This window comes from Tatumella terrea, from assembly GCF_039523755.1.
Taxonomy (GTDB): Bacteria; Pseudomonadota; Gammaproteobacteria; order Enterobacterales; family Enterobacteriaceae; genus Tatumella; species Tatumella terrea.
This window is the reverse complement of sequence record NZ_BAAAFX010000002.1, coordinates 174357-201205: the sequence shown is the minus strand read 5'-3', so window position 1 is coordinate 201205 and position 26849 is coordinate 174357. Positions and strand designations below refer to the sequence as shown.

Annotated in this window: 25 protein-coding genes; 4 read left to right on the top strand and 21 right to left on the bottom strand. The window is 52.6% G+C overall.

Annotation, left to right across the window (positions count from 1 at the left end):
* Positions 1-40: 40 nt before the first annotated feature.
* The 3 genes from ABD035_RS00970 to tamA are packed head-to-tail and all read right to left on the bottom strand — an operon-like array spanning position 41 to position 5918.
* Complete coding sequence (locus ABD035_RS00970) at positions 41-379, bottom strand: gamma-glutamylcyclotransferase family protein (RefSeq protein WP_212713184.1); 339 nt, start codon at positions 377-379, stop codon at positions 41-43.
* The gene (tamB, locus tag ABD035_RS00965) at positions 379-4206 is read right to left on the bottom strand and encodes an autotransporter assembly complex protein TamB (RefSeq protein WP_343866961.1); all 3828 of its coding nucleotides are present in this window, start codon (positions 4204-4206) and stop codon (positions 379-381) included. The genes ABD035_RS00970 and tamB overlap by 1 nt, the downstream gene beginning before the upstream one ends.
* Positions 4203-5918, bottom strand: a complete 1716-nt coding sequence (gene tamA, locus ABD035_RS00960) for an autotransporter assembly complex protein TamA (RefSeq protein WP_343867289.1) — start codon at positions 5916-5918, stop codon at positions 4203-4205. The genes tamB and tamA overlap by 4 nt, the downstream gene beginning before the upstream one ends.
* A 525-nt stretch (positions 5919-6443) precedes the next feature.
* On the opposite strand from tamA, the gene paeA reads away from it, so the two are divergent.
* Positions 6444-7766 carry a polyamine export protein PaeA gene (paeA, locus tag ABD035_RS00955; RefSeq protein ID WP_212713187.1) on the top strand — a complete coding sequence of 441 codons (1323 nt, stop codon included), beginning with the start codon at positions 6444-6446 and terminating at the stop codon, positions 7764-7766.
* A gap of 39 nt (positions 7767-7805) precedes the next feature.
* Here the strand turns inward: paeA and ABD035_RS00950 are convergent, their stop codons facing one another.
* From ABD035_RS00950 to bamJ, 3 genes are all read right to left on the bottom strand, one after another.
* Positions 7806-8012 carry a DUF1107 domain-containing protein gene (locus ABD035_RS00950; protein WP_343866957.1) on the bottom strand — a complete coding sequence of 69 codons (207 nt, stop codon included), beginning with the start codon at positions 8010-8012 and terminating at the stop codon, positions 7806-7808.
* Positions 8013-9170: 1158 nt separating this feature from the next.
* Complete coding sequence (gene cysQ, locus ABD035_RS00945; protein WP_343867287.1) at positions 9171-9911, bottom strand: 3'(2'),5'-bisphosphate nucleotidase CysQ; 741 nt, start codon at positions 9909-9911, stop codon at positions 9171-9173.
* Positions 9912-10101: 190 nt separating this feature from the next.
* Complete coding sequence (bamJ, locus tag ABD035_RS00940) at positions 10102-10722, bottom strand: BamJ family beta-barrel-assembly machinery protein (RefSeq protein WP_212713189.1); 621 nt, start codon at positions 10720-10722, stop codon at positions 10102-10104.
* Positions 10723-11042: 320 nt separating this feature from the next.
* On the opposite strand from bamJ, the gene ABD035_RS00935 reads away from it, so the two are divergent.
* The gene (locus ABD035_RS00935; RefSeq protein WP_212713190.1) at positions 11043-11582 is read left to right on the top strand and encodes a LysM-like peptidoglycan-binding domain-containing protein; all 540 of its coding nucleotides are present in this window, start codon (positions 11043-11045) and stop codon (positions 11580-11582) included.
* Positions 11583-11656: 74 nt separating this feature from the next.
* Here the strand turns inward: ABD035_RS00935 and rplI are convergent, their stop codons facing one another.
* From rplI to rpsF, 4 genes are read right to left on the bottom strand one after another with little or no spacing between them, the layout of a single operon-like run.
* Positions 11657-12106 (bottom strand): 50S ribosomal protein L9, encoded by a 450-nt coding sequence (rplI, locus tag ABD035_RS00930; protein ID WP_212713191.1) that lies wholly within the window; start codon positions 12104-12106, stop codon positions 11657-11659.
* 39 nt (positions 12107-12145) lie between these two features.
* Positions 12146-12373 (bottom strand): 30S ribosomal protein S18, encoded by a 228-nt coding sequence (gene rpsR, locus ABD035_RS00925; protein WP_000135199.1) that lies wholly within the window; start codon positions 12371-12373, stop codon positions 12146-12148.
* A gap of 4 nt (positions 12374-12377) precedes the next feature.
* Positions 12378-12698 (bottom strand): primosomal replication protein N, encoded by a 321-nt coding sequence (gene priB / locus ABD035_RS00920; protein WP_212713192.1) that lies wholly within the window; start codon positions 12696-12698, stop codon positions 12378-12380.
* 3 nt (positions 12699-12701) lie between these two features.
* Complete coding sequence (gene rpsF, locus ABD035_RS00915; RefSeq protein ID WP_025901094.1) at positions 12702-13097, bottom strand: 30S ribosomal protein S6; 396 nt, start codon at positions 13095-13097, stop codon at positions 12702-12704.
* A gap of 279 nt (positions 13098-13376) precedes the next feature.
* Here rpsF and ABD035_RS00910 point away from each other — a divergent pair, with 279 nt between their 5' ends.
* Together ABD035_RS00910 and bsmA are read left to right on the top strand one after the other, a co-directional pair.
* Positions 13377-13838 (top strand): Ivy family c-type lysozyme inhibitor, encoded by a 462-nt coding sequence (locus ABD035_RS00910; RefSeq protein ID WP_343866939.1) that lies wholly within the window; start codon positions 13377-13379, stop codon positions 13836-13838.
* Positions 13839-13878: 40 nt separating this feature from the next.
* Positions 13879-14220, top strand: a complete 342-nt coding sequence (bsmA, locus tag ABD035_RS00905; protein WP_343866937.1) for a biofilm peroxide resistance protein BsmA — start codon at positions 13879-13881, stop codon at positions 14218-14220.
* 27 nt (positions 14221-14247) lie between these two features.
* On the opposite strand, the gene rlmB is transcribed toward bsmA, so the two are convergent.
* The 11 genes from rlmB to mutL form a co-directional block, all read right to left on the bottom strand.
* Complete coding sequence (gene rlmB, locus ABD035_RS00900) at positions 14248-14982, bottom strand: 23S rRNA (guanosine(2251)-2'-O)-methyltransferase RlmB (RefSeq protein WP_025901091.1); 735 nt, start codon at positions 14980-14982, stop codon at positions 14248-14250.
* Between the two features lie 68 nt (positions 14983-15050).
* Positions 15051-17543, bottom strand: coding sequence for a ribonuclease R (gene rnr, locus ABD035_RS00895; protein ID WP_343866933.1), 2493 nt, complete (start codon positions 17541-17543; stop codon positions 15051-15053).
* Between the two features lie 14 nt (positions 17544-17557).
* Positions 17558-18001 carry a nitric oxide-sensing transcriptional repressor NsrR gene (gene nsrR / locus ABD035_RS00890; RefSeq protein ID WP_212713196.1) on the bottom strand — a complete coding sequence of 148 codons (444 nt, stop codon included), beginning with the start codon at positions 17999-18001 and terminating at the stop codon, positions 17558-17560.
* 199 nt (positions 18002-18200) lie between these two features.
* Positions 18201-19499, bottom strand: coding sequence for an adenylosuccinate synthase (locus ABD035_RS00885; RefSeq protein WP_343866932.1), 1299 nt, complete (start codon positions 19497-19499; stop codon positions 18201-18203).
* 160 nt (positions 19500-19659) lie between these two features.
* Positions 19660-19848, bottom strand: coding sequence for a DUF2065 domain-containing protein (locus ABD035_RS00880; RefSeq protein WP_212713198.1), 189 nt, complete (start codon positions 19846-19848; stop codon positions 19660-19662).
* 59 nt (positions 19849-19907) lie between these two features.
* Positions 19908-20912: a protease modulator HflC gene (hflC, locus tag ABD035_RS00875; RefSeq protein ID WP_212713199.1), complete on the bottom strand. Its 1005-nt coding sequence runs from the start codon at positions 20910-20912 to the stop codon at positions 19908-19910.
* Positions 20912-22141, bottom strand: a complete 1230-nt coding sequence (gene hflK, locus ABD035_RS00870; RefSeq protein ID WP_343866928.1) for an FtsH protease activity modulator HflK — start codon at positions 22139-22141, stop codon at positions 20912-20914. Before hflK ends, hflC begins: the two co-directional genes overlap by 1 nt.
* A gap of 92 nt (positions 22142-22233) precedes the next feature.
* Complete coding sequence (gene hflX / locus ABD035_RS00865; protein WP_343866926.1) at positions 22234-23514, bottom strand: ribosome rescue GTPase HflX; 1281 nt, start codon at positions 23512-23514, stop codon at positions 22234-22236.
* A gap of 77 nt (positions 23515-23591) precedes the next feature.
* On the bottom strand, positions 23592-23891 hold the full coding sequence (gene hfq, locus ABD035_RS00860; protein WP_212713202.1) for an RNA chaperone Hfq: 300 nt from the start codon (positions 23889-23891) through the stop codon (positions 23592-23594).
* A gap of 97 nt (positions 23892-23988) precedes the next feature.
* Positions 23989-24939 (bottom strand): tRNA (adenosine(37)-N6)-dimethylallyltransferase MiaA, encoded by a 951-nt coding sequence (miaA, locus tag ABD035_RS00855; RefSeq protein ID WP_343866923.1) that lies wholly within the window; start codon positions 24937-24939, stop codon positions 23989-23991.
* Positions 24932-26821 (bottom strand): DNA mismatch repair endonuclease MutL, encoded by a 1890-nt coding sequence (mutL, locus tag ABD035_RS00850; protein WP_343866921.1) that lies wholly within the window; start codon positions 26819-26821, stop codon positions 24932-24934. The genes miaA and mutL overlap by 8 nt, the downstream gene beginning before the upstream one ends.
* Between the last annotated feature and the right edge of the window lie 28 nt (positions 26822-26849).

Sequence of the window (26849 nt, the reverse complement as noted above, 5' to 3'; positions counted from 1 at the left end):
GTCCGGTCAACAGACGGCGTTTTTTTATTGATGGCGATGTTCAGTCCCTTTCCAGCCAGTCGCCGCTGTCAATTCGCTGACGCCCGGCCACCGGACGTTGATAAATATACATCCATGCGCTGCCGTAAGGGGTAGAGATTAACCGGCGTGAATATTCCCCCCCGCGTGTTCTCAACGCATCCAGCTCCCCCAGTGTGGTGGCATCAATCCGGTACACCTCACAATAGACGCTACCTTCTCCCTCAACCACTCCGGGATAGAGCCCCAGATGATAAAGCTCATATCCCTCGGCCCGGTAATCCCCTAACCACTGCGCATTGGTCATCCAGTGACTATTTCCCTGCTTGCGCCTTAAACTGCCATAGACAATTATTCGCATTACTGAAACTCGAACTGATAAAGCAAATCGAGCGCCTGGTCAACGCCAGACACGGCTTCCAAATAGAGTTTAGGCATCAGCCGGTAACGCAGTGTCAGTGTCGCCAGTGAATCAAATAAGCCGACACCATATTTCACCTGCAGTCCCGGCAGGACATATCCACTGACCTGCACTTGCTGACTATCGCCGACACCCGCGGTATCAAGCGCCAGGTTACTGACACCAAAGGTTTCACCAATTTTGCCCATCACCTGTCCGCTTTGTGCAACCCCGAGGCCAATCAAAGCCGATGTCAGCGCATTACTGTCACCATCACTGCCCAGGCCTTGCCCACGTAACAGATACGACAGGGCTTCCTGCTGTGACATTGCCGGGTCAGAGAACACTTCAACTTTCGGTGCATCTGCCAGACCGGTGACACGAATACCTGCGGTAACATCATCCTCTGTCGCTTCAGGATTACGGATAGCTTCCAGATTGACATAGGGTTCAGAAGGCGGTCCGGAGAACTGTAACTGTCCTTTACGAACCACAAGATCCTGACCATACGCATGGAAGCGTCCTGAAGGGATATTAATCTGTCCATTCAGCCCGAGTCCATTCTTATCCTGTAATACTTTCAAATCTCCGTTCAGCCGGGCATCCAGACCGAAGGCGGACAAACGGACATCATTACCTATATGTATGATTAAATTACTATTAATAGGAATTGCAGTCGTTTTCGGCTTAATAGGCTGTAAATTATCATCCAGCATTACCAGATCTGATGAATTACCGACGGCACTTTGCGGCACGGACTGTACAGTAATTCTTGCCCATGGGATATCCACCCTGCCATCCAGATTAAATGCAGCCGGCGTGGCTTCAAACACCAGGTCCGGAGAAACATCCATTCTGACCATCGGTGGCACGGTAACACGGATCTTTTCCCCTTTCGCCGCAATCTTCGCCCGCCAGTTATCCAGCTGACTCCAGTCTGCATTGCCGGTCAGATTCAGGTTCCCCTGCCGTGTGCCGATCATCCCTTCAAGAGTGGAACTGACACCGTTGAACACCAGCTTCAGGTTGCCGGTGGTCATATCGATCGGCATAAAGTTACCGTTGATATCCACATTGGTCAGTGCAGTCTGGCCGTAGACCCGCGGGTTAGCAAGATTTCCGCCCAGCCGTAACTGACTATTCAGTACCCCCTTGATCTGCTCTCCTGCGGCCAGCACCGGATTAAACAACCCGAGAGAGAAGTTATTGATATTGACGTTACCGCTCAGATTACGGACTTTTTGCGGGTCATTAATCAGTATGTTTCCGTCCAGCTGACCGTTATTAGCAATCCGGATCAGCCAGCCAAGTTGCGCCTTACCGTTGACCAGCGACGCCTTCAGGTTCAGGGCATCAAATGCGACAGGCAGAGTTTTCCCCTGGACCTCCTGTTTTACCTCGACCCCTTTACCGTCCAGCACAACATTCCCGGTGGGTAAGCCTGAACCGGCTTTCCAGTTTACGCGGGCATCGCCACTGAACACCCCTTTCAGTTGCGTCGTGCCGGGTAACAGCGGTTTGAGCATCGCTAAATCAACACGGACTAACTGAATACGCGCATGCCCGTCTGCGCCGGCGACAATCGGTTCCGGTACACAGATCTGCGCATCCGGATTCAGCCAGCAATGGCTGCCGACAGTGATACTCTTCAGCGTGTTTTTATAATCCAGACTCACGGCTTTGCTTAAGCGCCAGTCACCCACCGGGGTCGCAAAGCGGGTATTACTGAGAGCCCCCTGCCAGCGTTGCTGCTGACGGTCAAAACTGCCCTTCAGGGTTAACTGCCCGGAAACCGGCTTGCCTTCTACCGTCAGTGTGAGCTGATGCTGTTTTTCACTGCCACTGGCATCCAGTACCACACTACGGATATCCAGCGAATCCTGCCGGAGCTGGTTGAGTCGTAAGGCCAGTTTTCCGGCAATCTCTTTTCCGGAACTGACGTTACCTTTCAGACTGAAATCATGGATCTGTAACTGCTGCCAGCGTAATGCCTGGCCCGCGAGGTCGGCCTGAATCTCCGGGGCTTCCAGTGTGCCGCGTGCTTTCACCGACCCTTTCACCCTGCCGCCGAGACCTGGCAGTGCGTTATCCAGGTGCGAGGCGTCAATATCAGCATCGAGACTGATTTTTTTATCCAGCGCCCCTTTAATATCCAGCCGGTTTTGTCCCAGCGCCACGGTCACTCCGGGGATCGTCCACTGGTTATAACTGTTACCCGACAGGGAGCCTTTAACGTTCACCGCATTCTGTTTGACGTTCCCTTTCAGTAATAACGTCGGAACGCTGACCTGCCAGCTTCCGCCATACAGGCTGCCCCGGGTGGTGATCGTCCCGTCGAGACGTGACGGCCATTGCGGGTATTGCTTCGCGGTATTGATGCCGGCCAGCGTCAGTTGGCTGTTCCAGCTGATAGCTTTCGTCCAGTCAACCAGAGCCTTAACATCCGCACTTCCCTGTAATGCACCGATATGCAGTTTATCCAGTGAGAAATGCTGCGTATTCCCTTTCCCGTCCAGCGAAATATCTGCAGGAGGAATAGTGCTGCCCGACACCGAACTCCGGAACGCGATAGTGTAGTCAGTCGCTTTCCCGCCGGCCGTTAATGCCAGATTATTCACCAGCCATTCGGACTGCCCGCTCAGAGGCCAGCGTAACTGCGGGCTGGTCAGACGGAGAGAGAATGGCAGTCCGGTCACGGCAGGCTGAGCCATTGCCTGCAGCTGCGCACGGACAGGGCCGGACAGATTCAGATTCAGGTTCACCTGTTTCTTCGCCGCACCATCGATCAGCAGTCTGACTTTCTGACCCTTCACCGGGGCCATATTCACATCGCTGTTCAGGGTCAGGTTCACCGGCCAGTCACCACTGAGGGTCGCCTGTCCGGTAGCGCTCAGGATCCCCTGCTGTGCATTGATGCGCAGGGTTTGTAAATTTACCTGGTTATCGATGGCCTGAGCATTTAATTGCAGACGGTTCACCGTAATATCGGTGTCTCCCGTCAGGCGCAGGTTTTCACCGAGGATTTCATCAATACGAATATCCAGCGGTAAACGGAATTCAGGAAGGTTGAGCAACGGTTTGGCAAAAAGCGCATTCAGCATGTCTGCCGGTGACTGTTGCGGAACTTTCTCCGCCGCCGGAGCGGTTTTCTCTGTGCCCGGCGCCGCAGGTTTCGCTGGCGTACTGTTGACAGTTTTTGTCGCGACATCGGTCGCCGCACTTGCCACCGCGGTTTTCGCTTTTGGCAGGGCCAGAAGCAGGTTTTCTATCCGGGTCGGGGTCAGCGTCAGCTGACGGCCCTGCCAGTTTAGCCCCGTGGAAAAGCCCCCCAATGAGATGGCGGTGTCATCGACTTTGACATTCACATTCTCTAAAGCCACATGCCGCAGCAGTATCGGATAAGGGGTCGAGATTTCTCCGCTGCCTTTGTCCTCACTTTTGGCGGGCGATGACGGGGCCATTTTGCTGCTATCCACCACCACACTCACATCTTTCAGCGTGATATCATTAACACAGACCGAGGAGTGGATCAGACATCCGGCATCCAGCGATAAATGCAGCTCGCCACCGGATACACTCACCCCATCCATCTGGTAGCCGAGGCCTTTAATGGTCAGATCTTTCCAGCCACCGTTCACCTGCTGGATCTTCAATCCCGGTACCCAGCGGGCAGCACTGTTAAGAACCAGATGCAGTCCCGGTGTTGTCCCGATCAACAACCCGATAATCACTATCAGCAGTAATAAGAATACCAGGATCCCTGTCAGGACTTTCTTCCATAGCGTCATAATTCCGGCCCCAGCCCGATATAAAACTGTAATCCGCGTTCATCTTTATCACCCACCGCACGGGCAATATCCAGTTTAATTGGCCCCACCGGCGAAGCCCAACGGATCCCGACCCCGGTACCGGTTTTGATGTCGGTATCTTTGATATCGTTTACCGCTTCACCGGAATCAAGGAACACGGCGCCCCACCATTTGCCGGTAAAGTTGTACTGATACTCCACCGAACCGGTCGCCATTTTAGAAGCCCCGGTCAGCTTGTCATCGGAATCTCGCGGCGAGACATCTTTATATTTATAACCACGGATACTGCGATCCCCCCCGGCGAAGAAACGTAAATCCGGCGGCACGCGATCAAAGTCATTGGTTTCTATCCAGCCCACATTGCCGCGGAACACAAACCGGTGACGTTCAGCCAGTGTGCGGATCCAGACGTTCTGTGCCTGCAGAATGACAAAATCAATGTCAGAGCCCCAGGTGGTATCAGAAACATCCACAGAGTAACGTTGTGAATCACCCCATGTTGGCATCATTCCTCCCCGCGAGCGGGTACGGTTGACGCTGACGCCCGGGTAGAGCAGCATCGTGGTATCCGTGACGGTTCCCTGAGTATAGTGGTCCAGTCTCCAGCGCAGGTTCAGCGCTTTCTGCCAGCCAGAGCTGTTTTCCCAGTAACGGGACACCGCCAGGGTAGAGGTATCGGCCTGGGTATCATTCAGATCGGTTCGTTTCAGTCCGCCCTGGAAGAGATAGTACTGTTCCAGCGGGCTCTTCAGTAACGGGACTTTGTAACTCATATCCAGTTGCTGTTCAGGCTGAGACAGGTAAGTGCTGAAAGACATACTCTGCCCGTCATCATTCACCCAGGGACGTTTCCAGGTCGCTTTGACATGCGGGCCGACATCGGTGGAATAACCCACCCCGGTTTCGACACTGTTTTTCACCGCGGGGGTCAGTACTGCATCGATAGGTAATACTTTTGTGGTATGTGCTTTAGAAAAATCAGGGGAGGCAACCACGGAACTGAACCAGCCGGTCGCCGATAAACGACGGTTTAATTCAGCAAGATCCAGCGAACTGTATTTATCGCCCTGATGGAACGGAACCAGACGACGCAGGTATTCCTGACGGATTTGGGACCCCTGGAAGCTGACATCACCAAAGTGGTAGCGTTTACCGCTGTCATAATCCAGATCCCAGAAGGCCTCTCCCCTGTCGACAGAAACGCCAAGCTGACTTTTTTTAAACTCACCGTCAAAATAGCCATTACGCAGGGCAAGACTTGAGAAACCATTTTTGAAGCTATCATAATCACCCTGATTCAGGATGGTCCCTGTTACAGGCCGGCCTTTTTTTATCCAGGCCTGGTATTCCGGGTCCAGTCTGGCTTCCCCTTCCAGCACGATCGTACTGCCGGCAATTTTGACCGGTGGCCCGGGGTCAACCGTCACTTTAATCACACTGTTTTTTGTGCTCAGTGCTTCAGGTAATGTCTGAAAGGTGATTACCGGCTGAAAATATCCCAGAGCACTGAGGCTTTTTTTGATTGAATCCGTCAAACGTGCCTGAAAGCGACTATCTGCTGAGACTTCCTCACTGGATATGGAGGCGAGACCGAGTCTGACGTTATTTTGTAATTCGCCCGACAAGCCTTCCAGTTGTAACCGAACGGTCGCCGCCTGAATTGCTGGTGCAGCCAGCAGCAACAGTGTCATACCATACAGTGATAAACGTAGACGTGGCACGTAAACTCCTGTTAAAAAACCGTTCTCTTCTGCGGGGAGATTTCCCTGACAGTATGAAATTGCTTAACTACAGCGTAGTCGTCCATTCCGAAACCGGAGAGAAAAACCGATAAAAAATGCTCTCCGCCTGCAGGCAGGTATTGTCTGAAAATGCTCCGGCTAACACAACACCTGAGAACAGATAAAACACTGTTCACCGGTATTTTCCTGTATTTATCTGCCCCGTCGTGCCTTAAACCGGGCGACGTCCGGGGTATCCGCGCATAGAAAATCGGCTAACATTTAATCAATTTTGCCTCTGGCAGGCTCTCTGCGGCTGCTGTTATAATGGGCGCTTCAGGTCATCCTGATGTGTTTCTGTCCGACAAGTGCCCGCCCCGGGTGCGGGACAGACATTTTTGGCGCGGATAGCCCACGGGACTGTGCTGTTGTACGGTAACCCGTGATTGTGTTGCCCAGGCCAAAAATGACAAGAGTATAAAAATTGGATCTCTTATGTTAGATAACTTACTTGTCATCTTATTGTTGATTGTTATTAGTTCTTTTTTCTCTCTTTCTGAAATCTCTCTGGCTGCAGCCCGCAAAATTAAACTGAAATTGCTGGCAGATGACGGTGATGTGCGCGCACAACACATTCTGAAAATGCAGGAATCCCCGGGGATGTTCTTTACCGTGGTACAAATCGGACTGAATGCGGTCGCCATCCTCGGTGGTATCGTCGGTGATTCGGCGTTTTCCCCGGCATTTAACCGGTTATTTTTACGTTTCCTTTCTCCCGAATGGGCAGAACAGCTGAGTTTTATCTGTTCATTTACGATAGTCACCAGCCTGTTTATTTTATTTGCGGATTTAACACCGAAACGTATCGGTATGATTGCCCCGGAAGCTATCGCGTTACGGATTATTCATCCGATGCGGTTTTGCCTGACCGTGTTCCGTCCACTGGTATGGTTCTTTAACGGAATGGCGAACAACATTTTCCGACTGTTTAAAATTCCGATGGTCCGCAAAGACGATATTACACCCGATGATATCTATGCGGTGGTTGAGGCCGGCGCCCTTGCCGGGGTACTGCGTAAACAGGAACATGAGCTTATTGAAAACGTGTTCGAGCTGGAATCACGCACCGTACCTTCATCCATGACCTCGAGGGAAAATATTGTCTGGTTCGATTTAAACGAAGATGAAGCCACGCTTAAATCGAAAATTGCCCGCCATCCGCACTCCAAGTTCCTGGTCTGTAACAACGATATTGACCATATTATTGGTTATGTGGACTCGAAGGAACTACTGTTACGGGTATTAGGCAATCAGAGTCTGACGCTGAATAGCGGTGTTCAGATCCGCTCGGCACTGATTGTGCCGGATACCTTAACCCTGTCAGAAGCGCTGGAAAGCTTTAAGTCTGCCGGTGAAGACTTTGCCGTGATCATGAACGAATATGCATTAGTGGTAGGGATCATTACGCTGAATGATGTGATGACCACCCTGATGGGAGACCTGGTCGGCCAGGGCTTTGAAGAGCAGATTGTTGCCCGTGACGCGAACTCCTGGCTGGTAGAAGGCGGAACGCCTATCGATGATGTGATGCGGGTTCTGAACATCGATGAGTTCCCGCAATCCGGTAACTACGAAACGATCGGCGGATTTATGATGTATATGCTAAGGAAGATCCCGAAACGTACTGATTTCGTGATGTTTTCCGGCTATAAGTTTGAAGTGGTAGATATCGACAGCTATCGCATCGATCAATTACTGGTCACCCGTATTGACGAGCGCCCTGCCGTTTTACCTGTCGGAAATCTCGCCGCCGAATAATTTCTGCTACCACGGGGGCGGCATCCGCCCCCGCCATCACTAACGATAATCCGCTTGTAAACGCAGCACCTGCCGATTGATCTCCGACATCACATTCAGTTGCTGCTTATCCTTCACGACAGGCAGTAACACTCTGCCTTTATCGAAATCGAACATACCGATACCGCGGATATATAAGCGCCCTTTGAACAAAATCTTGACGTATTTGGCAATCTGCAAAGGGTTATATCGCTGAAAAATCTTCATCCTTTTGATCCTTACTGACTTATGTCCTGTATCACTATGCCCCCTGCGTTCAGACTCAGTTGGCACGGTTAAGACAACAGGTTACCGAAAAAGTGCCGCATTACCCATCAGATAAACCACATTTTCGCTATGGATTAGTCTTATATTTTGCATATCGATAGTAATGCAGGACAAAAATCATAACTGTGCGTTTGCACACAAAGTTTTAACATTTAACAGGAGAGATATTCTGGCGGAAGGATATTGCAATTAAATGAAGGGCGCATGGCCGCGCCCTCTGCACTCCAGGCCTTGCGACAAGCCTGCCCGCCGGTATGGGACCGGTGAAAAAACGGAAGAGCTTTTTATTATCAGTGCGGTGAGTGTTCCGTTCATCTGTATTTTTTTAGGATCATATCGCGGGGGTTCCGTTCGCTTTATGTTAAGGCAGGCTGCCTTAGCCCCCCCCGGGGGCGACCGGGCAAAGGGCGCAGGGCCGCGCCCTCTGCACTCCGGGCCTTGCGACAAGCCTGCCCGCCGCTGCGCGGTACCTTCGCTTACTCATTTGTCCTTGACGGACCGGTCACGATTCGCTCCTGCTCAGCGTGACCTCTCGCCGCGTCCCTGCGGCTCGTCCCGGACGCATTCCCTCGCTCAGCGGTGCGATGTCGCGGTAAATCACCGGGTTGGTCGCCCGGAGAAAAACGGGAGATTTTTGTCTCAGGTTTGTGGGTAAGGAATCTGGTTGTTGTTTTTTATTTCAGACAGGGAATATTCAGTCTGTTTGTAGCTTTTATTATTAGCACAGTGAGTATTCCGTTCGCTTTATGTTAAGGCAGGCTGCCTTAGCCCCGCCGGGGGCGACCGGGCAAAGGGCACAGGGCAGCGCCCTCTGCACTCCGGGCCTTGCGACAAGCCTGCCCGCCGCTGGCGCGGTACCTTCGCTCACTCATTTGTCCTTTACGGACCGGTCACGATTCGCTCCTGCTCAGCGTGACCTCTCGCCGCGTCCCTGCGGCTTGTCCTGGACATATTCGCTCACTCAGCGGTGCGATGTCGCGGTAAGTCACCGGGTGTGGGATCGGGGAAAACCGGGGGATTATTTCTCAGGTTTATGAGTGATGACTTCGGCTATGGTTTTTTATTCTCAGCACGGTGAATATTCCGTTCGCCTTATTTTCAGAACAGACTCACACGAAACCCCGGATTCAGAAAAGATTCACGCGGCGTATAATCGAGCGTCTTACCTGTCCAGTCAGTCACATGGGCACCGGCCGCTTTAGCAACGGCATGTCCAGCCCCGGTATCCCAGATATTGGTCGGTCCGAAACGCGGATACAATTGCGCTTTCCCTTCCGCCACCAGACAAAATTTCAGCGATGACCCAACGGCAATGGTTTGATGCTCACCTAATTGTTGCAGGTATTCCGCTAATTCCGCATCACCATGGGAACGACTCACTACCACCAGGGGAGGATGGGCTTCCTGTACCCAAATCTGCGTACGGACCCCGTTCTCTTCTTTCCAGGCTTTTCCCCCGCCAGCCAGATACATCAGGTCACTGGCGGGTGCGTAGACAACGCCCGAGACCGGCACGCCCTGCTCTATCAGCGCGATATTTACGGTAAATTCACCATTACGCTGAATAAACTCTTTCGTGCCGTCCAGCGGGTCAACCAGCCAGTAACGCTGCCAGTGACGGCGCTCTTCCCAGTCCGTCGGTGACTCCTCAGAAAGCACCGGGATCTCCGGGGTGAGCCGGGTCAGCCCGTGAAGGATCACATGATGTGCGGCAATGTCCGCAGCCGTCACCGGCGAATTGTCGGCCTTATGCGAAACTTCGGCAGGATGAGCCGCATTATAAATCTCCATAATTTCCCGTCCGGCATCCCGTGCCAGCTGACAGATTTGTTCCAGCATCATTCACCTCGTTACTTTCGGCACCCCGCGGACAGGTGCGTTATCTTCAGCGTGTTCTGTCAGTGTAACCGATTTTTTTCTTTAACGCAGAGCCAGCGATAGGACGGAGAAGACCCGGCACGCTCAGGTTCAGGGGATAAAAAAAGCCGGTCATCTGACCGGCTTGATTACTGTCCTGAATGCTAATCGCTTACAGGATTTCTAACAGCTCAACTTCAAAGACCAATGTGCTCAGTGGCGGAATAGACGCTCCGGCACCGCGCTCACCGTAGGCCAGCTGCTGAGGGATCACCAGTTCCCATTTAGAACCGACTGGCATCAACGTCAGTGCTTCAATCCAGCCCGCAATCACACCGCTGACCGGGAATTCTGCAGGCTCGCCACGCTGAACAGAACTATCAAAGACCGTTCCGTCGATAAGTTTACCGGTATAATGCACACGTACGCGGTCCTGACGTGAAGGGATAGCACCTTCACCTTGTTTCAGCACCCGGAACTGTAAACCCGATTCGGTGCTGTTCACACCTTCACGCTGACGGTTCTCTTCAAGATATTTCAGGCCTTCTGCTGCCATCTGCTGTGTACGTTCCTGACGAACGGCTTCAGCACGTTCATGCACTTCGCGCAGGGCGCGATGAACGACATCTACAGGCACAGCAGGCGAGTTTCCTTCCAGCGCATCACGCAGACCGGCCAGTAACGCTTCAGGCTGTAAACCCTGTAAACCTGATTCCAGCAGCTGCTGCCCCACTTGCAGACCGATACCATAACTCGCCTGCGCTTCAACGCTATCAAAAGAAAGAGTCGTCATTTCTGTTCCTGATTTATCTACTATATGTGAAACGAAAGCATAACAGCGCATGCTTCCCGGGTAAAACCGAACCTGTCACTGATGACTTTTTTTTGAGAAAGATGAAGAATATGACACTTAAAATGCAGATATCCGTCGTTCTGCTATAAACACTATGACGGTATATCAATCCCCGGGTATCACCCGTGTTATAAGTGAGAAACTCTATGGGCCATTTCGCCCGTCGGCAACACAACGGAATCCGTAACCGTATCACGGAAAAATTAAAGTCATATCAAGGCCTGGTCAGGAAAGAGGTATCCCCGGGCGAGGAAACGGCGATGCGTAAACAGAGAATTAACGGTAGCACAACGTTTGTCAGCACGATGGCGCACTGGCCTGAAAAGCTGCACTGGATGGATCCACTGTCGCTGTTTCACCGCTGGGGTATTTTTGCCGGACTGGTCATGCTGATCGTCGGGGTTCTGCTGCCGGGCGAGAGACAACCGTTCCCGGTGGAACATGCCATCCCACCGTCGTCCACGGTGATGCAGGCACAACTGGATAACTCGCAGGATGCTAACGACGCATCTCCGCCGCCTTCTTCTGATGACCCACAGGGGCAATGGCATCGCTACCATATTGCTGCCGGACAAACGCTGGCCCAGTTATTCCGTGACAATAATTTACCGGTCGGGGATGTCTTTGCCATGGCAGATGTGGAAGACCAGGATAAACCGCTCAGTAACTTACAGACCGGCCAGGAAGTGAGATTACGAATTAATGATCGCGGTACAGTGACCGGACTGACACTGTCCACTAAAAAGGGTCAGGTGCTCTTTGTTCGTCAACAGGATGGCAGTTTTATTCAGGCCCGTTGATCCGCAGCCGCAAAAACGTACGCGCTGAAAACAAAAACGCCGGCACAAGGCCGGCGTTTTTATGTTGTCTGCGATTATGCAGCAACAACGTTAACAACCAGTTTAGCAACAACGTCGCTATGAACCTGGAAATTAACTTCGTACTCACCAGTAGAGCGCAGAACGCCTTCTGATAAACGTACTTCACTTTTAGCAACTTCAACACCCGCTGCAGACACTGCATCAGCAATGTCACGTGCGCCGATAGAACCAAACAGTCTGCCACCGTCACCGGCTTTAGAAGTGATGGTTACAGTACCCAGTGCGTTGATTTTCTCAGCACGGGCATTGGCAGCAGCCTGAGTTTCAGCCTGTTTAGCTTCCAGCTCAGCACGACGAGTTTCGAAAAACTCGATGTTAGTTTTGGTCGCAGGGACAGCTTTGCCCTTTGGTACCAGGAAGTTACGAGCGTAGCCCGCTTTAACGTTGACCTGATCACCCAGGTTACCCAGGTTTGTTACTTTATCAAGCAGAATAACTTGCATTACCTTATCCTCTCAAAGTCGTTAATGGACAGTGGCCGATTACTGATGACGATCAGTGTACGGCAGCAGAGACAGGTAGCGCGCGCGCTTGATAGCACGGGCCAGCTGACGCTGGTATTTTGCGCGAGTACCGGTAATACGGCTCGGTACAATTTTGCCACTTTCAGTGATGTAGTTTTTCAGCGTTGCGATATCTTTATAATCGATCTCTTGAACGCCTTCCGCGGTGAAACGGCAGAACTTGCGACGACGGAAATAACGTGCCATTAGGCTAGTCTCCAGAATCTATCAATTCAATCTGCTCGGCATGTAACACCATTTTGCTCTGTCCCGTCGCTGCCTGATGGCAGTGCAGGAAACCGTCAATAATGAGTTGCGTGCCGACCGTTATATGTTGAGTAATCTGCAGGTGTGCTGTACCACTGATAATGACAGGAATACGACACCATGCATGCCGGGATAATCCGGCTTCCTCCTGCATCGATTGGTGCTCAAGCACAAACTGGCAGTGAGGAATTCCTGAGGGGCTGGTCTTTCTGACGACTCTGCCACAGACATTGCCGGACAGACGCAGACGATTCGCCACCGTCATGGATTACTCTTCAGAATCCTCAGCACTTGAGTCATCAGAGGTTTCGTTAGCGAAGTCTTCACGACGATCACGACGTTCTTCTTTCGCTTTAACCATCGGAGATGCTTCAGTTACCGCGTTTTTAACGCGCATAACCATGCTACGGATAACGGCGTCGTTGAAGCGGAAGTTAGTTTCCAGCTCATCGATAACGCTCTGCGGAGCTTCTACGTTCAGCAGAACGTAATGTGCTTTGTGCAGTTTGTTGATCGGGTAAGCCAGCTGACGGCGGCCCCAGTCTTCCAGACGATGGATCGTGCCTTCAGCACCAGTGATAGCACCAGTGTAACGCTCGATCATGCCAGGAACCTGCTCGCTCTGGTCAGGATGGACCATAAATACGATTTCGTAATGACGCATCGGTTGCTCCTTACGGATTATTCAGCCTCCTGTCAGGGTCAGCCGCGGCCCATGGAAGCAAGGAACGTGTTAAAATGCGGCTGAAAAATTGACGCGTAATAATACTTATATGGTGCCTGAAACTCAAGCAAATAAATCGCTAAATCACACGGCAGAGAGAAACAGCCACACGGCCTGATACGCTCCTCCGTTACACAGGCAACAGAATTCCCTTTACGCCCGGTAATTCACGGAATTCACGATATACTTAAACTCACATGATGACGGACCGGGGATATTATGAAATTTCGCACAATGGCTCTTCTGACTACCCTTTGCTGTACGGGGATCTCTTTCACTGCTCTGGCTCAGACGCTCACACTGAGCAGTCTGGTGGCCAGTCAGCAGGGGGGCAGCGCCTTTTCTAAACTGATTGCCCATCAGCACCTGCCGGACTGGATAATCAAAGGCGGCGTTGAAAGTCCGATGCAGCAGGTGACGCTTAAGGGGGTCACTTATCAGGTATACAGTGCCTGCAAACCCCATGATTGTGCCAGCGAGAATTTTGCGCTGATTTACTCACCCGCCGATAATACGATGAGTGGCCTGTTCGCCCGTAACAACGAAGCTCGCCATCGTGAAGAGTTACAGTGGCTGAATATCAGTGATGCCCTGTCGATTGACGGGAAAACCGTTTTATATGCGGCCCTCAGCGGCAGCCTGGCGAATCATCCGCAGGCGTTTAACTACACGGACAAATAATCCGTGTCCTGCCAACACGTCCGGTCTTCCGGGGCATGAGATGCATCGGCTGATATTGACGGTCTTCCTGATTTTCGGGCTCAGCGGCTGCGCGTTACTGACGCCGGCTCCGGCCCCCCGCCCTCCTCTGCAGCCCTATGCTCAGGAGCTGAGCAAAAACATGACATACGACCTGTGTAAAACCGCAGAGGTACATGTGGTTGTCAGGGGGTCACCGGATGATGCACAGAGGGCTATCGCAGAAAAAGCTAACCGGACGGGTGTCCGCTGGTATCGCATTATAATGGTCAGTGAAACGGTCATTCCGGGGCAGTGGTACGGGGAGGCAATCTTCTACGGAACCTATGCCGGCTCCTGTGCAGTGAGCGTTCCACAGCCCTGAGCGGGCTGCGGAGCACTGCCCGGCAAATCAGCTCTGACGCTGACGCACGGCTTCAAACAGGCAAATCCCTGTCGCCACTGAGACATTCAGTGAAGACACACTACCTGCCATCGGGATACTGATCAGTTCATCGCAATGTTCCCGGGTCAGACGGCGCATTCCTTCACCCTCAGCCCCCATCACCAGCGCCATCGGGCCGGTCATTTTGCTCTGATACAACGTATGATCGGCTTCACCTGCGGTGCCGACAATCCAGATATGGTATTCCTGCAACAGACGCATCGTACGCGCCAGGTTAGTCACACGGATAAGCGGAACCGTCTCCGCCGCACCGCAGGCCACTTTTTTAGCAGTCGCATTCAGCGAGGCAGAACGATCTTTCGGCACAATAACGGCATGTACCCCGGCAGCATCCGCACTTCGCAGACAAGCGCCCAGGTTATGGGGATCGGTCACACCGTCGAGGATCAACAAAAACGGCTGTTCGGTTTTTTCCAGCAGATCCGGAAGGTCGCCTTCCTGGTACTGGCGGCCGGGTTTTACCAGCGCCACAATGCCCTGATGCACAGCACCTTCGGCTTTGCTGTCCAGCCACTGACGGGTTGTCACCTGAACAGCAACCCCCTGAGTTTCCAGTGCGGAGACCAGCGGTTGCAGGCGACGATCATCGCGCCCTTTCAGAATATAAACTTCCTGAAAACGCTGAGGATCACGCTCCAGTAAGGCTTCAACGGCATGAATGCCAAAAATTATTTCGCTCATAACTCAGTTCAATGGTTAGACGTTAAATACCAGGCACAGATCCCCGACGGGGACCTGTGCTGTTGAAATCAGTCCGCTTTTTTAGTCGCAGACTTATCTTTTTTTGCTGCCCGCTTCGCTTTGGTCGCGGCGGCGATTTTACGTGTTTTCTCCGAGACTTTTTTAACTTTCTTCACCGGAGCTTCTGTCACACTTTCTTTCGCCGCAGGCTTCTTCTTGCCGCGTTTTTTGCCGGACTTTTTCTTCTCACTCCGGAAGGTTTCATCCGCTTCGAAGTTAGCCCCTGAACGCGCACCCTTGCGGCTTTTACCCGCCGTGGTACCCGCTTTGGCATCTTTTTCACGCGCCGTTTTTCCTGCACCGCGTGGCTGACGTTTGCTGGAAATCAGTGCGAAATCGATTTTACGCTCATCCATGTGGACAGCTTCAACGCGGACTTCAACAATATCGCCCAGACGATAGGTATGTGCGCCGGACTCGCCGATCAGCCGCTGACCGACCGGGTCAAACCGGTAATAGTCATTGTCCAGGCTCGAGACGTGTACCAGACCATCAATAAACAGGTCGCTCAGACGGACAAAGAAACCGAACCCGGTCACGCTCGAGATAACACCACTGAAGGTATTCCCGACCTGGTCCTGCATGAAATCACATTTCAGCCAGTCTGCCACATCGCGGGTAGCCTCATCGGCACGACGCTCGGTCAGGGAACAATGCTGACCCAGCTGCAGCATCTGTTGCATATCATAGTGATAGCCGCCGGTCGGTGTCGTGTTCCCCTGCAGTTCATTGGCATTTTTAGCCAGCAGGTATTTAATCGCCCGGTGCAGTAATAAGTCAGGGTAGCGGCGGATAGGCGATGTAAAGTGTGCATAGGAGGTCAATGCCAGACCAAAGTGACCGCGGTTTTCCGGGTCATAGACCGCCTGTTTCATGGAACGCAGCAGCATAGTTTGCAGCATTTCCGCATCCGGACGTCCCGCGATCTTCTCCAGCAATTCCGAATAATCCACAGGTGCCGGTTTTGTGCCGCCAGACAGAGTCAGGCCCAGTTCACTCAATACGGTACGGAAGCTTTTGATGCTGTCATCTGAAGGACGATCATGGTCACGGAACAGCGCCGGTTCCTGATATTTTTCGACAAAACGTGCCGAGGCGATATTCGCCAGGATCATGCATTCTTCAATCAGCTTATGAGCATCGTTACGGGCGGTTCGCTCGACCCGCTCGATACGGCGATCGGCATTAAAGATGAACTTCGCTTCTTCCGTTTCGAAAGAAATACCGCCACGCTGAGCACGGGCCTGTTCCAGCACCTGATACATACGGTGCAATTCTTCCAGGTCGCCGACCAGCGGAGCATACTGTTCGCGCAGCTCTTCATTGCCCTGCAGAATATTCCACACTTTGGTATAGGTCAGACGCGCATGCGAATTCATGACCGCTTCATAGTGCTTATAGCCACTGAGTTTACCACTGGCAGAGATGGTCATTTCACAGACCATACACAGACGGTCGACCTGAGGATTCAGCGAGCACAGTCCGTTGGACAGGACCTCCGGCAGCATGGGTACGACCTGCGAAGGGAAGTAAACCGATGTGCCACGTGCCTGGGCTTCGTTATCAAGCTCGGTCCCGGGACGTACGTAGTAGCTGACATCCGCGATAGCCACCCACAGACGCCAGCCGCCACCGCGTTTTTTCTGGCAGTAAACGGCATCGTCAAAGTCGCGGGCATCTTCACCATCAATGGTGACCAGGGGTAACTGGCGCAGGTCCACCCGTCCGGCTTTCGCCTTTTCCGGGACCTGTTCACTGAGCGCCGCCATTTGCTGTTCAACGGCTTCCGGCCAGTCATGAGGAATTTCATGGGTCCGTAAGGCCATATCTACAGCAAGCCCGGTACCCATATTATCCCCGAGGATTTCAATCACCCGGCCAATCGCTTTTGCTCTGCGGGTCGGTCGCTTTTCCAGTTCCACCACCACGACAGCGCCCATACGGGCATTCTGCGTGTGCTCCGGCTCAATCAGAATATCAAAGCTCAGGCGGCTATCATCCGGCACCACAAATCCGGCCCCGGCATCGACAAAATAACGCCCGACGATCTGGTTGTTACGGGGTTCAACGACCCGGACTACCCGGGCTTCGCGGCGACCACGACGGTCTGCACCGGCCGCCTGCGCCAGAATAATGTCGCCATGCATGCAGAACTTCATCTGCTCAGCCGACAAATAGAGATCATCTTTCGCGTTTTCGAGTCTCAGGAAGCCATAGCCATCACGATGGCCGATGACTTTTCCGCGCAGCAAATCCAGCCGTTCCGGCAAGGCATAGCACTGACGACGGGTAAAGACCAGCTGACCGTCTCTTTCCATCGCACGGAGACGACGACGCAGCGCTTCGGTTTGTTCTTCGCTGGTGATATTGAGTTCCTGTGCCAGCTCATCGCGGCGGGCAGGTTTCTCGCGTTTTTCCAGATGCGCAAGGATAAACTCCCTGCTGGGGATCGGGTTTTCGTATTTTTCCGCTTCCCGTTGCTGAAAAGGGTCTTGTGACATAGGTACCTCCGATGTCATGAATGTGTCGTTACCACAGCGGCATCCGTGATAAGAATTTTATATAAATTGTTGTTATCTCTAACGATATCCGCAAGCGTATAGGTGTCCAGTTCTTTCAGAAATTGTTCCATTGCATTATGTAACGCTGCTTTCAGGCGGCAAGCCGGGGTAATAGCACACTCATCACAATTCACTAACTGCAAAGGCTCCAGTTGCCGGACAACGCGGCCCAGATTTATCGCCTCTGCACGCATCCCGAGACGGATCCCGCCATGTTTACCGCGACTGGTCTGCACAAAGCCTTCATGGCTCAGCTGATTAATAATTTTGACCATATGATGCCGTGAAACCCCGTAGACATCTGTCACTTCAGTGATACTGGTCATCTGGCCTTCAGGCAATGTCGCCATAAAAATTAATGCCCGAAGAGCGTAATCTGTAAAGCTGGTTAGCTGCACTGTATCCCCGGAATGTGTACCGAACAAAAACCGATGCACGGCTGGTAAGCAAAAGGCATCTCTGTGTACTGATAATAAACCAGAGTCAGGATTTGCGGAGAATTATTTAAGTAACCGATGAACTTGATCAGCAAACAGAGGGAAAGAGCTGTTGATAGCAGGAGAGACAAAGGCCGGAAAACTTCCGGCCAGAGTATGATTAAGCATCAAACGGGTCGCGTAAAATCATCGTTTCACTGCGATCGGGACCGGTAGAAATAATATCGATCGGTACGCCGGTAAGTTCTTCAATACGCTTAATATAATTGTGCGCTGCCTGCGGTAACCCTTCAGGCGTTTTCACACCGAAAGTACTCTCCGTCCAGCCTGGCATTGATTCGTAAATCGGCTCAATACCTTCCCAGCCTTCTGCAGCCAGTGGAGTGGTCGTCACTTCACGGCCATCAGGCATACGGTATCCGACACAAATTTTGACGGTCTCTAATCCATCCAGCACGTCCAGTTTGGTCAGGCAGAAACCGGATAATGAGTTGATCTGCACTGCACGGCGGACAGCAACCGCGTCCAGCCAGCCGGTACGACGACGACGACCCGTCGTTGCGCCAAACTCATTACCTTTCTGCCCCAGGTAATCACCGACATCGTCAAACAGTTCGGTCGGGAAAGGACCTGCACCCACACGGGTGGAATAGGCTTTAACAATTCCCAGCACGTAATCCACGTAACGCGGCCCCAGTCCGGAACCTGTCGCGACACCACCTGCGGTCGTGTTTGAAGAGGTGACATACGGGTAGGTACCGTGGTCAATATCCAGCAGTGTCCCCTGTGCCCCTTCAAACATCACCAGATCACCGCGTTTACGCGCGTTATCCAGTAATTCAGAAACATCCACCACCATTCCGGTCAGGATGTCAGCAATCGCCAGTACGTCGTTCAGTACTTTGTCGTAATCAACGGCTTCGGCTTTGTAGTAATGGACCAGCTGGAAATTATAATACTCAACAATTTCTTTCAGCTTGACGGCAAAGGTTTCTTTATCAAAAAGGTCACCGACACGCAGACCACGACGGGCAACTTTATCTTCGTACGCAGGACCGATGCCGCGTCCTGTAGTACCGATAGCTTTATCGCCACGGGCTTTTTCACGTGCCAGATCCATCGCGACATGATACTGAAGGATCAGCGGGCAGGCTTCGGATAACAGGAGACGTTCGCGTACCGGAATTCCGCGATCTTCCAGGCCTTTCATCTCTTTCATCAGAGCTTCAGGTGATAATACGACGCCGTTACCAATGATGCTGATAACGTTTTCACGCAGAATACCTGATGGAATTAAGTGGAGGACGGTTTTTTCACCGTTGATGACAAGTGTGTGACCGGCATTGTGGCCCCCCTGGTAGCGGACAACATAATTAGCACGTTCAGTCAGAAGATCTACGATTTTACCTTTGCCTTCGTCACCCCATTGGGTGCCAAGGACGACAACGTTCTTACCCATTTTCCAAAACCACCGATTGCTTAAAAAAGGATTCTACCATCTGAAAAATTCACTTTCAGCATTTTTAGCATACGATTGCGCACTTTTTTTGACGCAATTTTCATCATACTGTTATCTGCAGCATCCCGTCACAGGCCGCAACACCCGTCCTTTCCGGTAATCAGCGGCTCACCATGTAATAGATAACGATGCCAGCCACCACCAGCCCGCCGCCAAAACGACGCAGTAAGGTATCCGGTAATCGAGTCATCGCGGCAATAAATTTTCGCCAGCCGCCCGGATATAACATCGGGCCCAGCCCTTCAAGCACCAATACCAGGGCCAGCGCCGTCCATATTGTTGAATTCATACTCTCCATCCAATAAAAAAGGCCGGCGAAAGGCCGGCCTGAACATTTAATACCGCCTGTCAGTGAGTCGTCTGAGCGGGTGATTTCATAAAGCGCAGGAAATCACTGTCCGGGCTCATCACGATCACGTCACGATCACCTTTAAAGCTATTTTCATAAGCACGCAGACTTCTGATAAAGGTAAAGAAGTCCGGATCTTTACTGAAGGCATCCGCGAACAGTTTCGTCGCTTCTGCATCCCCTTCACCCCGGGTGATCAGCGCCTGACGCTGCGCTTCAGCCAGTGTTTTTGTCACCTGATAATCCGCCTGGGCGCGAATTTTTTCCGCTTCTTCCTGCCCCTGCGAGCGCTGGCTACGGGCAACAGATTCACGCTCCGCACGCATACGGTTATAAATCGCATCCGAAACTTCAGCCGGCAGGTTGATTTGTTTGATGCGGACATCAACAACATCGATACCCAGTGCCGCCATACTGTTCGGATTCACGGCCGCGACTTTGCCCTGAGTTTCTTTCTCTACCCGGGCTGCTGCACTGGCGATAGCATCGTCTGCGGCCGGAGTCTGAACTTCATCATCCGTTCCGGCACTCCCGGTATTCAGTGCATCACGCACATCCGTTGTCAGACGACCCCGTGAATCAGTGACAATATCTTTCACATCCAGCCGGCCCATTTCTGAGCGCAGACGGTCACTAAACTTACGCTTCAGTAACAGCTCCGCCTGAGAAATATCGCCGCCGCCGGTCGCCAGATAGTAACGGCTGAAATCACTGATACGCCATTTAATATAGGAATCGACAATCAGATCTTTCTTCTCTTTGGTGACAAAACGATCCGCCTGGTTATCCATCGTCTGAATACGCGCATCGAGGGTTTTTACTGTTTCAAAAAACGGGATTTTGAAATGCAGGCCTGGCGAATAGACCAGAGGCTTGTTTTCATTATCGCGTAATACTTTACCAAAGCGGACAACGATCCCCCGCTGCCCTTCCGGCACGATAAACATTGAGGTAAACAGCAGGACCAGCACGACCACTGCGACAACTATTACAGATTTACGCATTATTCCTCTCCTTCGCGCAGGCCATCATTACGCAGTGCATTCGCTCTGCGCTGATCCATAATGCTTTCCGTCGACAATGACGACGCTTCACGACGTGCATTGGTTGCCGAAGAAGTCGCTGATGGCGCTTTTAACGGAGGTACTGTTTTACGGGTCCCGTTACTTTGCGCCGACGATCCGCCATTCATTAATTGATCAAGGGGCAGTACCATCAGGTTATTACTCTTATCACCGACCACCACTTTACGGGTTTCGGATAATACCCGCTCCATCGTATCGATATACAGACGCTCTTTGGTTATCTGAGGGGCTGCTTTATATTCCGGCAGAATTTCTGAGAAACGAGCGACTTCCCCCTGCGCTTCCAGGACTGTCCGCTCTTTATATGCACGGGCTTCCTCCAGAATACGCTGGGCCTGGCCATTTGCCCTTGGCTGGACTTCGTTCGCATATGCCTCGGCTTCACGCACGTACTGTTCACGGTTTTCCCGGGCAGCAATTGCATCATCAAACGCGGCTTTCACCTGCTCCGGAGGACGGGCCGCCTGGAAGTTCACATCCAGGATGCTGATCCCCATATGGTAAGGACGGATTGTCTCTTCGATTTCACGCTGGGTTTCACTGCGTACTACCGTACGCCCTTCCGTCAGCACGCGATCCATCGTCGAGCGACCAATGACGCCACGTAAGGCACTGTCTGTCGCCTGGCGCAGACTGTCATCGGCATCGGTGACGGAATAGAGATACTGTTCCGGATCGGTGACCTGGTATTGCACGTTCATTTCCACATGCACCACGTTTTCATCAGACGTCAGCATCGCACCTGAGGTGGCAAGCTCTCTGACGGCTTCAACGTTCACGGCACGCACATGGTCGATAAAGGTCGGTTTCCAGTTCAGCCCGGGTTCAACCAGATGACTGAACTTACCAAAACGGGTCACTACCCCACGCTCTGCTTCACCGATAGTGTAAAAACCACTGGCTGCCCAGACAACCACCGCTACAAGTACAACCACGCCGGCGATTTTCCCGCCCGACTGGCCGGCACCGCCCGATTTTGATCCGCCAAATTTCCCCAGTTTTTCGCTGAGTTTACGGAAAATATCGTCCAAATCAGGGGGGCCCTGATCACGCCCGCCACGATTACCCCCGGAGTTGCCGCCTTTTTTATTGCTGCTCCCCCACGGGTCGCGGTCCTGTCCGTTATTACCGGGCTGATTCCACGCCATGCTTATACTCCATTTATAGTAATTGCGGTGAAAATTGTAAGTGCGGTGGTATCGGATACTGAGATACGTCGTTCAGGTATTGAAAAAATAAATCAGACAATATAATCAATCACCGATGGCTCCTGCTTACACATCCTGCGCCAGTCAACGACGGGCATCCGGATGTGCAGGCCTGTGCTGCCATCATCTTCATTCCATTCTTTTTCGATCGCATGTAACTGGTAGAAACGGCTGCGTAACTTACCGGCATGAGGCGGCAGGCGGAGTTCATATTGCGCAATTTCCCCCGCCAGACGTTCAGAGAGCGCCTGCCAGAGCAGAGGAATGCCGGCTCCGCTTTGTGCCGATAACCAGACCCGGATCGGCATATTTTCCTCGTTACGGTCAATACGCGGCTCAAAGTCTTCCAGCCGGTCTATCTTATTCATCACAAGCAATGCCGGGATTTCATCGGCTTCAATTTCTGCCAGCACTTCATCGACGGCATCGATGTTTTCATCCAGACGCAGATCGGCCGCGTCCACCACATGCATCAGCAGAGAGGCCTCACGGGTTTCCTGCAAGGTGGCTTTAAATGCAGCTACCAGATCATGCGGCAGGTGACGAATAAACCCGACCGTATCGGCCAGCACTACGTCCCCGACATCCGCGATGTGCAGGCGACGGAGTGTCGGGTCCAGCGTTGCAAATAACTGGTCAGCCGCATAAACGTCGGCCGACGTCACCTTGTTAAACAGGGTGGATTTCCCGGCGTTGGTATATCCCACCAACGACACGGTAGGAATGTCCGCTTTTGCGCGTGCCTGACGTCCCTGCTCACGCTGCTTCTCCACCCGGCTCAGGCGCGAGAGGATCAGACTGATGCGATTACGCAGTAAACGGCGGTCCGTTTCCAGCTGGGTTTCGCCGGGCCCGCGCAAGCCTATCCCGCCTTTCTGACGTTCCAGGTGAGTCCAGCCTCTGACGAGTCGTGTCGCCAGGTGACGTAACTGAGCCAGTTCAACCTGCAATTTACCCTCATGGGTACGTGCACGCTGAGCAAAAATATCCAGGATCAATCCGGTGCGATCGACGACCCGGCACTGGCAGATAGCTTCCAGATTACGTTCCTGGGCCGGGGATAATGCATGATCAAACAGGACGACGGAGGCACCGGTCGCTTTGACCGCATCAGCAATTTCCTGTGCCTTTCCTTCGCCCACAAAATATTTGGGGTGGGGTGCCTTACGGCTACCGGTCACTACCTGCAGGGCTTCTACGCCCGCAGAAGATACGAGTGTCTCAAATTCCTGTAAATCTTCCTGATCCCGGTCCTGGGTAAACCAGATATGGACCAGAACAGCCTGCTCGCCAGCTTCATAACGCTCAAACAAGCGAAAACCTCTCTTAATAAAAAAAACCAGGGCGGCGACCTTGTTGCGGACACCGACCCTGGAATTACAGTGACAAATTACTCTGCGCTATCACCGTCTTGTTGTGACTGAGCAGATGCAGTTCCATTATTATGATAGTTACTGCCACCCGTCGGCGCATTAGTGTGGTGAGATACCGGTCGTGACGGTACTACCGTCGAGATAGCATGCTTATAGACCATCTGGCTGACGGTATTTTTTAACAGAATGACGAACTGATCGAAGGATTCGATCTGACCTTGCAATTTAATACCATTAACCAGATAAATTGAAACCGGTACACGTTCGCGACGCAATGCGTTCAAAAACGGGTCTTGTAATGATTGCCCTTTAGCCATTCTATCTTTTCCTTATATGCTTGTTGTTTATTATTTCAGAACCAACAGTTTAAAATTGCGAAAATTTTGCGCACCGTAACCCGTCAATTGTACACAATCACCCAATGTTAGCACTAACAACCTTCATTATCGTTTCCTGTGCTAACCGGGGTTGATCACTGTCAAGCCAGTGGATATTTTCCCATCCCCGTAACCAGGTGATTTGCCGTTTTGCCAGTTGTCGCGTCGCGCAGATCCCGCGAAAAACCATTTCATCGTAATCGATTTCACCCGATAACCATGACCACATCTGGCGATATCCTACACAGCGGACAGATGGCATATCTGTATGCAGATCACCCCGCATAAATAATTTTCGCACTTCTGCCTCAAATCCCGACGCCAGCATCTGCTCAAACCGCAATGCGATGCGTTGATGCAACAATTCGCGACTGGAGGGAGCAATTGCAAACTGTATGACATCATAAGGTAACGCTTCGCCAGATGTTTTTGTCAGCCCTGTTAAAGTTTTACCTGAAATATAAAAAACTTCCAGTGCCCTCGACAGTCTCTGGGGATCATTCGGATGAATACGATGCCCGGCCTCGGGATCAATCCGGCATAAATCGCGATGCAGCGCTTCCCAGCCTTCCGCTTCCGCTCTTTCTTCTATCTGCCGGCGAATTTCCGGATCAGCCGCAGGTAACGGGGATAACCCTTCCAGCAAGGCTTTATAATAAAGCATCGTACCGCCCACCAGCAGCGGAATACGCCCGCTCTGTGAAATTTCATCCATTTCTTTCAGAGCATCCCGGCGGAACTCTGCCGCCGAATAGGCCTGCGCCGGGTCACGGATATCCAGCAAACGGTGCGGGGCCAGAGCCAGTTCTTCTGCTGACGGTTTGGCAGTGCCGATATCCATACCTTTATAAATTAACGCAGAGTCGACACTGATAATTTCTACCGGCAGCTGCTGACGTAATGCAATGGCCTGGGCCGTTTTACCGGAAGCCGTCGGCCCCATCAGGAAAATAGCCTTCGGCCGGCCGGACTGTTTTAATTCACTCATTTTTCAACGCTTCAAATACATTGTTTAAATCCACTGCCTGTAATAATCCGGCAGGAGGGGCAGCAACCAGCGACGGTGTCAGCCTCTCCAGGTCTGCCAGTAAAGCAATAGCCTGTGAGTGATTCCATTCAGAGTGTCCGGTATTACAGCGGGTTGCCAGCCATCGGGCAAGCTGCTCTGCACTGACCTCTGATTGTCGGGCAAGATAGCCTAACAGCTCCGGAATCAAGTTTTGTAAATTTTGTGTGCGCAATGGTAAAGGCACCCCCCGCAATGTGACATGCTGGGCATCCGTCGCAAAGTCCAGCCCCAGAGAGTGCAGCGCGTCACTGTGTACCGACAGTGCCTGACGCTCTGACTTTTCTGCTTTCAGCCGGACAGGGATCAGCAATGGCTGGGAGCGAAGCCCCGTCTCACCCGGCTGTAACTGCGCCTGGATAAGCCAGCGCGAGGCCACAGGCAGCGCGATCAGCTGCACCCCGTCCCGATGTTCGGTCAGTGCATACACCTGGCGCAGCACGGTCAGCACCCGGCCAAAACTTCGCGGGTGTGAGGCTAAAGGCACGTCGGTTTCCCGTGGATGACTTCGTGCCGGCGCCGGAACCTGCTCCTGTGCTGACGGCGGTAACTGAGCCGCAGAGAGCATCTTTTGGTACAGCTCCCCTTCCCGGGTCTGATAGCGCGGTGCGGTATAGGCGGCCGGGGCCACCGTCCCGGTCGCACGGCTGGGGAGTTTTCCCTGCATGCCGCCGCTATTATCGCCCGGAACCGGGCGGTCGACAGCCGCAGGCCGCGGTGGCGAAGAGTACAGATTATCCCCGGCGGCCCGTCGGTTCACTGCCGCCGTGCTTACCGGGGCCTCCGTCATCTCCGGCAGGTATTCCGTCGCACTTTGTAACGCACTCAGTACGCCCTGGTAGATAAAGTCATGGACCAGTCGCGATTGATGGAAGCGGACTTCATGTTTGGCCGGATGGACATTGACATCGACCTGGTGCGGGTCGATGGTCAGATAGAGTACATAGGCGGGTTGCTGATCGGCTCCCAGCTTATCCTGATACGCCTGCCGGATTGCGTGATTAATGAGTTTATCGCGCATCATACGGCCATTAACGTAGCAGTACTGTAACTCTGAGAACTGGCCCGCCGCACGGGGGTCCGCCACCCAGCCGGTCAGCCCCAGGGCATCATGCTGCCATTCAAGGTGCAGGGCATGTTCCAGAAAAGCAGACCCGCAGATAGCCGCCAGCCGGCGCTCCTGCTGCTTCTGCTCACTGGCTGCGCGGTAATGACGGATGCGTTTACCGTTATGACTGAGGGAGAACTCAACATCAAAACGCACCAGGGCGATGCGGCGGATCACTTCATCAATATGTGTAAATTCGGTTTTTTCGGTACGCAGAAACTTCCGCCGTGCCGGTGTGTTATAGAACAGATCCAGCACTTCCAGAGTCGTCCCGCAGGGATGCGCCGCCGGTTTGAGAGAAACATCCATCTCCCTCCCCTGTGCATACGCCTGCCATGCGCCTTCCTGCGATTCCGGGCGGGAAGTCAGGGTCAGTCGTGACACAGAACTGATACTGGCCAGGGCTTCACCGCGAAACCCCAGGCTCATGATAGCTTCCAGGTCATCCAGGCTGGCGATTTTACTGGTAGCATGACGGGCGAGTGCCATCGATAGTTCATCTTTAGCTATCCCGCAGCCGTTATCACGGATGGATATCCGCTTTGCACCACCTTTCTCAATTTCTATTTCAATGCGGGTCGCCCCGGCATCAAGGCTGTTTTCTGTCAGCTCTTTAACGACCGAGGCCGGTCTTTCAACCACTTCTCCGGCGGCGATCTGGTTCGCCAGTTGAGGTGGTAATATTTTTATTGTCATTCCCTTCCTCACAGAACGTTGATGACCA